Genomic DNA, 11,916 nt, shown 5'->3' with positions numbered 1-11,916 from the left:
GGGCATCCGCGACAGCGACTCGTGGCGCGCCTCCGGCACCCCGCTGCTGTTCGACGGCTCGGGCAACAAGAAGGCCGCCTACACGTCCGTCCTCAACGCGCTGAACGCGGCGGGGACCACCAGCCCGACCACCAGCTCGACCACGCCGACCGACCCGACCACCACCACCCCCACGACCACCACCCCGGCCCCGGGCGGCTGCACCGCGACCTACTCCGAGGGCGAGAAGTGGAGTGACCGCTTCAACGGCCAGGTCACCGTCTCCGGCACCAACAACTGGGTCGTGACGGTCACCGTCAGCTCGCCCCAGCGGATCATCGCCACCTGGAACACGACCGCGACGTGGCCGTCGGCCAACGTGATGGTCGCCCGTCCCAACGGCAACGGCAACACGTTCGGCTTCACCGTCATGCACGGCGGCAACTGGAGCTGGCCCAGCGTGTCCTGCCGGGTCGGCTGAGCCACCGCGCGGAGGACCCGGCCGCCACCGGGTCCTGCCCGCACCCGATCGCGCGACGCCACTCCGCCGCCCCGGACTCGAAGGAGATCTACCTTGCGCAGCAACCACTCCCGCGCATCGCGGACGGCCGCGGCGGTGGCCGCGGCGGCACTCGTCGCGACGGCCGGAGCCCTGGTCGGGTCGCAGTCCGCGTCGGCCGCCGCCGGCTGCCGGGTCGACTACTCGGTCGGCTCGCAGTGGCCGGGCGGCTTCACCGCCAACGTGGTCGTGACGAACCTCGGCGACGCCGTGACCGGGTGGCGGCTGGCGTGGTCGTTCGCGGGCGACGAGCGGATCACGCAGTCGTGGAACGGGTCGCACACCCAGTCCGGCGCCCAGGTCACCGCCGTCAACGCGGCGTGGAACGGCGCCATCGCCACCGGGGCGACGGTGTCGTTCGGCTTCAACGCCACGACCGGCTCCCGCCCGACGTCCCCGGCGGTGTTCACCCTCAACGGCACCGCGTGCACCGGTTCGACGACGACCACCACGAGCACCACGAGCACCACGAGCACCACGAGCACCATCACCACGCCCACCACGACCACCACGACGACGACGCCCCAGCCGAGTCGGCCCATGATCGAGAACAACTTCCCCGTCACCAGGGAAGGCGCCTACGGCGACAACCGCTTCACCGTGTTCCGCCCGTCGAACCCGCAGGCCGTCGACCGCCCGCTCCCCGTGCTGGCGTTCGGGAACGGCGCGTGCGCGCACACGAACAACAGCGAGGTCACGCGGGTGCTGACGTTCATCGCGTCGAAGGGCTTCGTCGTGGTGGACACCGGCTCGGTCGACGGCTCGCCCAACGGCGTGCCGAGCGGGTCGCCCATCCCGTCCCTGCTGACGGACGCCATCACGTGGGCCGAGCGGGAGCAGGACCGTTCCGGCGCGCCGCTGCGCCGGCGCCTCGACCTGTCGAGGGTGGCGACCGCGGGCCACTCGTGCGGCGGCTTGGAGGCGATGGTCGCCGCCCAGGACCGCCGCGTGTCCGCTGTCGTCTCGTTGAACAGCGGGTTCTTCGCGGACGGCTCCTTCGGCTACCCGCGCTCCGAGGTCGGCAAGCTGCACACGCCCGCCCTGTTCATGGACGGCGGCTCCTCCGACGTCGCCTACGCCAACAACCAGGCCACCTACGACCTGGCCACCGTCCCGTCCGTGCTGGCCCGCCACCCGCAGGCCGGGCACACCGGGTTCATCACCGGCAGCCAGCTCACCGACGGCATGACGACGGTGGTGCAGTTCCTCGACATGGTGCTCAACGGCAACCAGACGGCACGCGCCTACATCCTGAGCCCGTCCGGACTGGCCGCCAAGGCGCCGTGGACCGTGACCACGAAGAACTTCTGACCACCGCGCGCGGCGGGCAGGGGCGTCGTCCGCCTCCTGCCCGCCGCCGTTCGTCAGGAGGTGGCGCAGGTGAGGGCCGGGATCGGGTTGGCGCCGGCGGAGGAGCCGGTGAAGCCGAACGTGGTGGTGCCGTTGGGCGCGACGGCCCCGTTGTAGTTGGCGTTGCGCACGGTCACTTCCTGGCCGTTGGTGGTCACCGTGCCGTTCCACAGGCTGTTCACGGTCTGGCCCTGGGCGAGGGTCCACTTGACGGTCCAGCCGGTGGTGGCGGTGGAGCCGGTGTTGCGGACGGTGACCTCGCCCTGGTAGCCGCCGTTCCACTGGCCGACCACCCGGTAGGTCGCGGTGCAGCCGGACCCGTTGTTCCCGCTCGTGGTCGTGGTCGTCGTGGTGGTGGTCCTGGTGCCGCCGAGGGCTTCGTAGACCGCCCAGTAGGAGGGCTTCTTGGCGAAGTCCTCGTCGTAGATCAGGGCCGCACCCTCACCGGGGAACACCGAGGGTATCCACGAGTGGCCGTCGGAGAAGTCCCAGACGGTGATGCCGACGCAGCGGGTCACGGCGAGGCAGGCGTTGGTGACGGCGCGGTAGTCGGCCGCCTGCTGCGCGTCCTTGGCCGCGTCACGCGGGGTGCGCATGCGGATGTCCAGCTCGGTGATCGCGACGTCCACGCCCAGGTCGGCGAAGCGCTGGATGTTCTGCTGCAACGTGCTCGGGACCTGGCCGAGGACGAGGTGCGCCTGCAGGCCCACGCCGTCGATCGGGATTCCCTGCTGCTTGAACGACTTCACCATGTTGTACATGGCGTCGCTCTTGGCGTTGATGCCCTCCACGTTGTAGTCGTTGTAGTAGAGCTTGGCGTTCGGGTCGGCGGCGCGGGCCGCCTTGAACGCCTCGGCGATGTAGCCGTCGCCGAGCTTCTGCTGGAACACCGACTGCCGCCGGGCGCCGTTCTCCTCGAACGCCTCGTTGACCACGTCCCAGTGCACGACCTTGCCCTTGTAGTGGCCGGCGACGTTGGCGATGTGGTTGCGCATCACCCCGAGCAGCTCACCGGCGGGCACGTCGTTGACCCAGCTGGGCAGCTGGTTGTGCCACACCAGGGTGTGGCCGCGCACGGTCTGGTTGTGGGCTTGCGCGAAGGCGACGATCTGGTCGGCCTGGGAGTAGTCGAACCGGCCCCGGCTGGGCTCGACGTACATCCACTTCTGCGTGTTGCCGACGGTGATCTGCCCGAACTCGCTGCCCAGCACCGCGGTGTAGGCGGAGTTGTTCAACGTCGGGTTGTCCGTGGCCGAGCCGAAGTAGCGGCCCTTCGCCGCGGCGAGCTGACCCAGGGTCGGCCCGGCCTGGGCCGCGGACGGCGCGGCCACCGCCATGCCGACGGCGAGCGTGCCCGCGACGGCGACGGCCGTCGCGGCGAGGACGCGACGAGCGCGGCCTGCTGGTGCTGACATGTGTCTTCTCCTGACATCGGTGTCGGGACCGGCGGCGCGGGCATGCCGGGGCAGGTGGCGTGCCCGTGCGGCCGAGCGGGTGCGGGAGGGAGTCCGGTGCGCCCGCTGGTGGCCCCGGTCGGGCGTGCGTTCCCGACCGGGCCGTGATCGGCGCCGTGGGGCCGATCAGGTCTGTCGCGACCCGCGGTCGGCGGGTCCGGTGGGTGGTGCCGACGTGCGGGCCGTCACCGCGGGTGCGGCGTCGCGTCGGCGGGCTCGTAGTCGGACCAGTCGGAGGCGGCCGTGCCAACGAGGTCTGGACGCGGACTTCCAGGGCCGGCCCACGCGGTGCGACGGCCGGGTGGCCGGCGGACCGCCCGGTTCCTGGAAAGTTTCGTCAGAATCGCCGATCGTTAACGTCGCCGACGTTAAGGCGCGTCGCGTCGACCGTCAAGACGTTCGCGGCAGCCTCGTTGAAACGTTCTGCCGGTGGGCCGAGCACTAGACTCCCGGCATGCCGTCGACCAGCCACTCGCCGACCGACGCCGCCGCGCGCGGGGGCGCCACCATCGCGCGCATCGCCGAGCTGGCCGGCGTGTCCACCGCCACGGTGTCCAAGGTCGTCAACGGGCGCGCGGAGGTCGCTCCGGAGACGCGCGCCCTGGTCGAGGCGGTGATCCGGGAGCACGGGTACCGGAGGCAGAAGAAGCAGAACCGCGCGACGTTGGTGGAGCTGGTGCTCCACGAGCTCGAAGGCGCCTACGCGATGGAGGTCATCAAAGGTGTCGAGCGCGTGGCGAGCGAGAACGAGCTCGCCGTGGTGCTCACCGAGCTGCACGGCCGCCACACCCCCGGCCGCACGTGGATCGACGGCGTGCTGGCCCGCAAACCGGCGGGCGTGATCACCGTCTTCTCCGCGCCGACCCGCGCCCAGCAGGAGCAGCTGGCCAGCCGCGGCATCCCGTTCGTGTTGGTGGACCCCACGAACGACCCCGGCCAGGAGTTCCCGTCAGTGGGGACGAGCAACTGGAGCGGCGGCCTCTCGGCCACCCGCCACCTGCTCGACCTCGGGCACCGCCGCATCGCCGCCATCACCGGCCCGGCGAACTTCCTGTCCAGCCGGGCCCGCCTCGACGGCTACCGCGCCGCCCTCGACGCCGCCGAGGTCCCCATCGACCCCACGCTCATCCGCGTCGGCGACTTCAACGTCATCGACGGCCTCACCCACGGCCGGGACCTGCTCCGACTCGACCGACCACCCACCGCGATCTTCGCCTTCAACGACGCCCAGGCCCTCGGCGTCTACCAGGCCGCCCACGAAGCAGGCCTCCGCATCCCCCACGACCTCAGCGTCGTCGGCTTCGACGACCTCCCGCCCGCGCAGTGGGCGATCCCCGCCCTCACCACCGTCCACCAACCCCTCAGCGACATGGCCGCCGCCGCCACCGACATGATCGTCACCCTCGCCCAGGGCGACCCCCTCCCCCAGAACCGCCTCATGCACGCCACGGGACTCACGGTCCGCGCGAGCACCACCGCGCCCCGCCCGTGACGCCGGGGCAGCGTTGTCGTGCGGCCGACTGACCGAAATGATCGACGTCGTGGCCGGTACCGCCCTGCGGGTGGTCGGTGCCGCACAATCGTCACCGTGGGTGGAACAGCGCTGCACGTCTTCACCTCGTACACCGCCGAGCGGGTCGAGCCGATCGTGGTCGCGGAGATGACGGCCGAGGGCATGGAACGAGACGCCGCCGACCCGGAGCGGTGGCGCTCGCCCGAAGGCCTGCCCTACGCCCACTCCCTCGACCGACCGGACATCGAGACCGACCCGGCGGAACTGGAGGTCATCGCCCGGGCAGCCGGCAGGGCGACGCGCTGCTACGTCGGGCTGCACGTCTTCGTCAGCGACGTCGCGGGCCGACCCGTGCTGGGCCGCCTCGCGCAGCGATGGCGGCCTGGTACGCCCACCCCGACTTCCACGTCGTCAAGTAGTCGGCCGGGCTGCACACCCCGGTGGCCGCGGCACGGGAGTCGCCTCACCGCTCAACGCCACCACACCCCTTGCGTCGTCTCGTCGACCACGACGTCGGTGACGATGGTGTTGTGGTCGTGCCGCGCGTCGGTCAGCGCCGCCCTCGTCAGGTCCGCGTACGCGAGGTTCGCTCCGGAGAGGTTCGAGTCACGCAGGTCCGCGCTGGTCAGGTCGACCATGTAGAGCTTCGCGTTCGTGAGGTTCGCGTTGGTGAGACCCACGCCGGAGAAGTCCGCGCCGATGTAGTCGACGGTGCCGACGATCGCGTCGGTGAGGTCCGCGCGGTCCAGCACCGCGCCGACGAAGTGCGCGCCACCGAGGTTCGCGCCGACGAGGTTGGTCCCGACGAACGTCGCGTTGAGGGCCTTGGCGTACTTCACGTCCGCGCCGGCGAGGTTCGCGCCGGTGAGGTCCGCGAAGCTGACGTCGGCCCCGACCAGGTTCGCCCGCGCGAAGTTCGCCTTGACGAGGTTCACCTGTCCCAGGCACGTGTTCGTCAAGTCGACCCGGGTGACCTGGTCGTGGTCGGCGTTGCGGCGGCCCAGCACGGTCAACGCCGCCTGGACGTCCACCGCCGGCCGCTGGTCCGGGCATTCCCCCGGCATCCCGCCGTCCGCGATCGGCGGCCGGTACGGCGCGGTGCTGCGGACGAACGCGGACAGGACCTCCACGACGGTCGGGTGGTCGCGCGGCGAGTCGCGGGCCAGGCGTTCCAACGCGTAGACGGCGCCCAGACGTGCCTGCAGGTGCTCGGCGCCGGCGCGGTCGAGCTGGTCGACGGCCTTGGTGAACCGGTCCGTCAGCTGCCCCTGCTCGGCCACCGCGTTCTGCGCCCGCGTCGCCTCCAACGACCGGCCGGTGAAGTAGACGCCGGCGGCGGAGGCCACCGCGGCCACCACCGCCGCGATCGCGGTCCAGTTCCACGCCCAGCCAGGCCGTGATCGCCGTTCCCGACGCCCGGCCGGACGGCGCAGACCGGCCGGGCGGACCACTCGCGAAGACCTCTCCGCCCGGCGCGGACGGGGTAAGTGGTGCGGACTCATCGGCGAATACTGCCACGCACCGACGTCCCGGTCTCCGCAACGAGCGCGTCGGGCGTTCGGCGGGACCTACCCGCGCACCCCCGGGTGGGACGCCAGGACCGCGACGTCCTGCTTCACCGACACCAGCGTCCTGACGGTGCGGTAGCCGATCGCCTCGTTCACGCGGATCATGTGGGTGTTGTCGGCGCTCGTCGTGGTGTAGAAGCGTTCGATGTCGGGGCGGTCGGCCAGCAGTCGCCACGCCATGTGCGCCTTGATGCACCGGCCGAGGCCGTGGCCGCGGTGGGCGCGCAGCACTGACGTCTCGCGCTGCGACGCCCAACGCGGGCGGTGGGGACGGACTTCGACCTCGGTGACGCCGACGACGTCGCCGGACTCCTCGTGCACCGCCACCACCATCCGCTGGTCGACGCCACGGGCGCGCAGGTCGGCTTCGGCCTCGCGCACGCGTTCGGGTGTCCACAGTGGAGCCTGGAAGTCGATGTCGCCGAAAGGCGCGTCCCGCAGGGCGTTCCGCGCCCAGGCGAGCGAACCGAGCAGCGCGTCGGGAGTGGCGCCGGCCCAGTCCTCGACGCGGTAGCCGGCGGGCGCCGGGACGTCCCAGGTCGCCCGGTCGACCTCGGCCACCGACAACAGCTGCAGCACCATCGTGTTGACGACCCGGAACCCGACCGCGGTGGCCCAGTGCTCGCCGGCGCCGCCACGGGTGATCTCCCAGCCCTCGACGACCGTACGGCCTTCCAGCTCCGGCAGCAGGTCCCGCAGGAAGGCGGTGCCGACGCCCTGTCGGCGTTGCTCCGGGTGCACGGTGATCGTCACCAGCGAGAGGTGGCCGTTCTCCGCTTCCGGGAAGTTGGCGAACGCGATGGCCACGATCCCGCCGCCGCGCCGCAGGACCCAGCACCGACGGGGGCCGAACCCCGCCGGCGGAGTCCGCAGAGCGCCCACGAGCGCCTCGAACGTCAAGGGCGCCTCGTCCGGCCGGTCCACCGCCTGTGCCGCCAGCATCACCCGGTGGACGGCCCGCAGGTCTTCTTCCGCCGCCCCGGCGACGTCGAACGGTTCAGCCCCCATGCCGCCATTGTGCCGACGATCGACCGCGCGTGCGGCTCACCGGGTGGAATCGCGGTTGCCGTGGGCCTCCGCCGACAGGTCCTGCCAGTCGGCCCACGTCTTGAGCCGGTCGGCGTAGGCCTGCTGGAGCATCGGGTGGAAGCCCTGGCCGAAGAGCACCCGCAGGGGCGGCCGGTCGAGGTCGACGATCTTGAGGAGCGCCCGCGCCGCGGCGACCGGGTCGCCGGCGGGCTGCTTCCCGGTGACGGCGGCGATGCGCTCGCGGAAACCGTCGTAGAGGGGGTTGGTCTCGGACATGTGGCCGTTGTCGAGCGGGTCGGGGTTCTTGCCGTTCCTGGTGGCGAAGCCGCCGGGCTCGATCACGGTCACCTTGACGCCGAACCCGGCGACCTCCTGGGCGAGGGTGTCGTTCAGGGCTTCGACGGCCCACTTGGACATGTGGTACGCGCCGCCGAGCGGCATCGCGATGAGCCCGGCCGCCGACGACAGCTGGACGATGTGCCCCGCGCCCTGCTCGCGCAGGTGGGGCAGCGCGGCCTGGACGACCCACAGGGGGCCGAACAGGTTGGTCTCCAGCTGGTCGCGCAGCTCGCGCTCGGTCAGCTCCTCGATCGCGCCGATCTGCGCGTAGCCCGCGTTGTTCACGATGACGTCGAGGCGGCCGAAGTGCTCGTGGGCCCGTCGCACGCTCGCGAAGACGGCGGCCTTGTCGGTGACGTCGAGCGGCAGCGGGAGCACCGCGTCGCCGTGCTCGGCGACCAGGTCGTCGAGGCTTGCGGTGTTGCGGGCGGCAGCGGCGACCTTGTCGCCGCGCGACAGGGCGGCCTCGACGAAGCAGCGCCCCAGGCCGCGCGACGAACCCGTGACGAACCAGATCTTGCTCACGATGTCTTCCCCGTTCTCTCGTGGGTAGGCCGTTCCCAGAGGCCGGCCACAAGACACCGGGTGTTCGACCGCTGTGACGGGACGTGAGACAGGTCACCGGGGGCGGGCGGTCAGCCGAGGCGGCCCAACCACATGTGGTCGCTGCTCGCCCACCGCGCGCCCGCGAGCTCGTAACCGTGCGACCACGGCCGGAACGGAGGCGGTGTGCGGCCACGCGGACGCACACCGCCTCGTCGTCAGAGCAGCCCGCGGCGGTAGGCGGCCACCAGGCGGCGCGGCACGGTCAGCTTGCGACCGTCCAGCGTGGTCACGGGGACGAGGTCGGGTGGCGTCGCCTTCCACCGGGCGCGGCGGTGGCGGGTGTTGCTGCGCGACGTCTTGCGCTTCGGGACGGCCATCAGCTCGTCCGCTTCCCGTAGCGGCGGTTGAACTTCTCCACCCGGCCCGCGGTGTCCACGAGGCGCTGGGTGCCCGTCCAGAACGGGTGGGAGTCCGACGTCACGTCGACCGTGATGAGCGGGTAGGTGTTGCCGTCCTCCCAGTCGACGGTCTTGGCCGACGTGGCCGTCGACCGGGTCAGGAACGCCTTCCCGGTCGACAGGTCCTGGAAGACCACCGGGTGGTAGTCGGGGTGGATGCCCTGCTTCACAGCTCCTCCATCTGGTCGTGCCACTCGGCGGACGACGTCATCCTACTGGAAATGATTGTCGTTCCGCATGGCGGAGGGTGCGGCTACGGGCGACCACCGACCCGGACGGGTGGCGCGACCTCGGCGAGCCCGGCCAACGCCCGCGGCAGCGGACCCCGGTGCAGGACGCCGAGGCGCTGGGTGGCGCGCGTGAGGGCGACGTACAGCTCCGCCGCGCCACGAGGACCGTCGTCGAGGATGCGCTCCGGGTCGACGACCAGGACGGCGTCGTACTCCAGCCCCTTGGTCTCCGACGCCGCCACCGCGCCCGGCACACCGGGCGGCCCGATCACGACGCTGGTGCCCTCGCGGCCGGCCTCGTCGCGCACGAAGTCCTCGACGGCGGCGGCGAGCTCGTCCTCGGCGACCTGCCGAGCCCACGGCCGGACGCCGCTCGCGCGGACCGACTCCGGCGGCCGCACGTCCGGCGCGAACTCGGCGAGCACCGCGGCGGCGACGGACATGATCTCCGCCGGGGTGCGGTAGTTCACGGTCAGCGACCGGTAGACCCAGCGACCGGGCACGTACGGCTCCAGCACCGCGTCCCACGACGTCGCGCCGGCCACCGACCGGCGCTGGGCGAGGTCGCCGACCACGGTGAAGGACCGGCCGGGACAGCGCCGCATCAGCACCCGCCAGTCCATCTCGGACAGTTCCTGTGCCTCGTCCACCACGACGTGCCGGTAGGTCCAGTCCCGGTCGGCGGTGGCGCGTTCGACCAGGTCCCGCGTGTCCTGCTCGACCACGCGGTCCGCCAGGTCCTCGGCGTAGAGCAGGTCCGTGGCGAACAGGTGGTCCTCGTCGTCCATCGAGTCCTGGCGGCCGACGAGGCTGTCCAGCACCTCGGCCGCGTACTTCGCCTCGGCCTTCCGCTCCCGCTCGGCGGCCCGGTCGACCGACTTGTCGGGCCCGAGCAGGTCGACCAGCTCGTCCAGCAGCGGCACGTCCGAGACGGTCCAGGCGTCGCCGTCGGCGCGGAACAGCACCTCGTCGGCGCCGGCGGCACGCAGCCGCGTGCGGGAGGAGTACAGCGACCCGAGCACCTCCGCCGGCGTCAGCACGGGCCAGAGCTGGTCCAGCGCGGCGGTGAACCCGTCGTCCTCCGCCAGCTCCTTCAGCAGGTCCGCCCGCAGGCGCTCCCACGACTTGCGGTCGTCGCGGGTCAGCCACCCCTTGCCGATCCGCGGTATCGCCCGCTCGGTGAGCACGTAGGTGACGATCTCGGTGAACACCGCGCGGGCCTCGTTGTGCGGCAGCCCGCTCTTGCGCGCCTCGTCCCTCGCCCACTCGGCCGTCTCGGCGTCGATCCGCGCCGTGACGCCCCCCAGCTCCACGGGGAGCGGGTCCTCCGGCAACCGCTGGTGGTGGGCGATCGCGGCCGCGAGGACGTCGAGGATCTTCAGCGAGCCCTTCAGCCGCGCGGCCTCCGGGGAGTCCTCGGCGGTGACGCGCAGGCCCGGCACGAAGTCGCCGGTCGTCATGAAGACCACCTCCGACTCGCCCAACGACGGGAGCACGCGGCCGATGTGGTTCAGGAACGCCGGGTTGGGGCCGACCACGAGCACGCCGTGGCGTTCCATCCGCTCCCGCTGCGTGTACAGCAGGTATGCGACGCGGTGCAGCGCCACCACGGTCTTGCCGGTGCCGGGGCCGCCCTCGATCACCAGCACGCCGGGGTGGTCGAGCCGGATGATCTCGTCCTGCTCGGCCTGGATCGTGGCGACGATGTCGCGCATCCCCTCGCCGCGGGGCGCGTTGACCGCCGCGAGCAGCGCCGCGTCGCCCTGCTCCGCGCCGTCGGGGCGGCCGAGCACCTCGTCGGTGAAGCCGAGCACCTGACGGCCGCGGGTGTGGAACTGGCGGCGTCGGCGCATGTTCTCCGGGTTCGCGCCGGTGGCGACGTAGAACGCGCGCGACGCCGGCGCCCGCCAGTCGAGCAGCACCGGTTCGTACTCGTCGCCCTCGTCGAAAAGACCGATCCGGCCGATGTACGAATGCCCACCCGAAAGGGAGTCGAGCCGACCGAAGCACAGCCCGTTGTCGGCGACGTCCAGCCGCTTCGCCTCCTTGGCCAGCGCGCGCACCTCGAAATCCCGTTCCATCGGCGTGCCGCCGGTCCCCCGCAATGCCGCCGTGTACTCGCGTTTCACCCTCGCGCGCTCGGTGTCCAGCCGCCGGTGGAGATCGGTCACGTAGTGCCGCTCGGACCGCAGTTCGTCCTCGTACCCCTGTTTTGACACATGCCCCTCGCAGCGGCTAATCTGATGTCAGGTTCGGCGGGTTTTCCATTTTCCGATGGAGAGCACGCCGATTTTTTATTGTACCTGTCGCCACGCCGCACCCCTCAAGCCGCACAAATGTGCGAGATCGCCGGCAGGTGGCCCGTTTCAGCTTCGGCCGGCAATTCTGCGCCACCACCGGGGTCTTGCCGCAAGACCCCCTGTCTGCTATATGTTGAAGAGGGAAAGGGAGCGGGTGATCCCCCTTTCCGCCTCAACTCCCTCAGGCCAGGTTGGCCAGCTTCCGCTCCAGCACGGCGCGTTCGCGCTCGTTGCCGCACAGCCCCACGGCCCGCCGCAGTTCGGCGCGCGCCTCGTCGGCGCGTCCCAGCCGGGTCAGCAGTTCCCCGCGCACGCTCGGCAGCAGGTGCGAGCCCGCCAACGCCTCGGCGGCCACCAGCCCGTCCACGATCGGCAGCGCCGCGGCCGGTCCGGACGCCATCGACACGGCCACCGCCCGGTTGAGGTCGACCACCGGTGACGGCGCGAGGCGGCCCAGCGCCTCGTACAGCAGCACGACGCGCTCCCAGTTCGTCGCCTCGACCGACGGCGCGACGGCGTGGCACTCGGCGATCGCCGCCTGCAGGCCGTAGGCGCCGAGGCCCCGCCCGGCCTGCTCCGCGCGGGCCAGGG

9 protein-coding genes and 2 pseudogenes are annotated in these 11,916 nt (G+C 71.9%); 3 read left to right on the top strand and 8 right to left on the bottom strand.

Annotation, left to right across the window (positions count from 1 at the left end):
• Positions 1–460: pseudogene (locus ACFQ3T_RS28895) on the top strand (endo-1,4-beta-xylanase); the annotation flags it as partial.
• Between the two features lie 93 nt (positions 461–553).
• Positions 554–1,849: a cellulose binding domain-containing protein gene (locus tag ACFQ3T_RS28890; protein ID WP_380727924.1), complete on the top strand. Its 1,296-nt coding sequence runs from the start codon at positions 554–556 to the stop codon at positions 1,847–1,849.
• Between the two features lie 53 nt (positions 1,850–1,902).
• Here the strand turns inward: ACFQ3T_RS28890 and ACFQ3T_RS28885 are convergent, their stop codons facing one another.
• Entirely contained in the window at positions 1,903–3,303 is a 1,401-nt protein-coding gene (locus tag ACFQ3T_RS28885) for an endo-1,4-beta-xylanase (RefSeq protein ID WP_380727923.1), read from the bottom strand.
• Positions 3,304–3,796: 493 nt separating this feature from the next.
• Here ACFQ3T_RS28885 and ACFQ3T_RS28880 point away from each other — a divergent pair, with 493 nt between their 5' ends.
• On the top strand, positions 3,797–4,834 hold the full coding sequence (locus ACFQ3T_RS28880; protein ID WP_380727921.1) for a LacI family DNA-binding transcriptional regulator: 1,038 nt from the start codon (positions 3,797–3,799) through the stop codon (positions 4,832–4,834).
• A gap of 491 nt (positions 4,835–5,325) precedes the next feature.
• On the opposite strand, the gene ACFQ3T_RS28875 is transcribed toward ACFQ3T_RS28880, so the two are convergent.
• The 7 genes and pseudogenes from ACFQ3T_RS28875 to ACFQ3T_RS28845 form a co-directional block, all read right to left on the bottom strand.
• Complete coding sequence (locus ACFQ3T_RS28875; protein ID WP_380727919.1) at positions 5,326–6,306, bottom strand: pentapeptide repeat-containing protein; 981 nt, start codon at positions 6,304–6,306, stop codon at positions 5,326–5,328.
• Between the two features lie 117 nt (positions 6,307–6,423).
• On the bottom strand, positions 6,424–7,431 hold the full coding sequence (locus tag ACFQ3T_RS28870) for a GNAT family N-acetyltransferase (RefSeq protein ID WP_380727917.1): 1,008 nt from the start codon (positions 7,429–7,431) through the stop codon (positions 6,424–6,426).
• A 36-nt stretch (positions 7,432–7,467) separates the two neighbouring features.
• Positions 7,468–8,316, bottom strand: a complete 849-nt coding sequence (locus tag ACFQ3T_RS28865) for an SDR family NAD(P)-dependent oxidoreductase (protein ID WP_380727915.1) — start codon at positions 8,314–8,316, stop codon at positions 7,468–7,470.
• Between the two features lie 236 nt (positions 8,317–8,552).
• Positions 8,553–8,714: a 50S ribosomal protein L32 gene (gene rpmF, locus ACFQ3T_RS28860; RefSeq protein ID WP_380727912.1), complete on the bottom strand. Its 162-nt coding sequence runs from the start codon at positions 8,712–8,714 to the stop codon at positions 8,553–8,555.
• Positions 8,714–8,965, bottom strand: a complete 252-nt coding sequence (locus ACFQ3T_RS28855; protein WP_380727910.1) for a type B 50S ribosomal protein L31 — start codon at positions 8,963–8,965, stop codon at positions 8,714–8,716. The genes rpmF and ACFQ3T_RS28855 overlap by 1 nt, the downstream gene beginning before the upstream one ends.
• Before the next feature lie 83 nt (positions 8,966–9,048).
• Positions 9,049–11,244 (bottom strand): RNA polymerase recycling motor ATPase HelR, encoded by a 2,196-nt coding sequence (gene helR, locus ACFQ3T_RS28850; protein ID WP_380727908.1) that lies wholly within the window; start codon positions 11,242–11,244, stop codon positions 9,049–9,051.
• A gap of 262 nt (positions 11,245–11,506) precedes the next feature.
• A pseudogene (locus tag ACFQ3T_RS28845) lies at positions 11,507–11,916 on the bottom strand (RNA polymerase subunit sigma-24); the annotation flags it as partial.

Source organism: Saccharothrix hoggarensis (assembly GCF_042678885.1).
GTDB classification, from domain to species: domain Bacteria; phylum Actinomycetota; class Actinomycetes; order Mycobacteriales; family Pseudonocardiaceae; genus Actinosynnema; species Actinosynnema hoggarensis.
Note: the sequence above shows the minus strand (reverse complement) of the source record. Positions and strands in the feature narration are given on the sequence as shown.

Coding starts and splice junctions, on each gene's coding strand:
- ACFQ3T_RS28885 (WP_380727923.1), bottom strand. CDS start 3,303: ATGTCAGCACCAGCAGGCCGCGCTCGTCGCGTCCTCGCCGCGACGGCC.
- ACFQ3T_RS28880 (WP_380727921.1), top strand. CDS start 3,797: ATGCCGTCGACCAGCCACTCGCCGACCGACGCCGCCGCGCGCGGGGGC.
- ACFQ3T_RS28870 (WP_380727917.1), bottom strand. CDS start 7,431: ATGGGGGCTGAACCGTTCGACGTCGCCGGGGCGGCGGAAGAAGACCTG.
- rpmF (WP_380727912.1), bottom strand. CDS start 8,714: ATGGCCGTCCCGAAGCGCAAGACGTCGCGCAGCAACACCCGCCACCGC.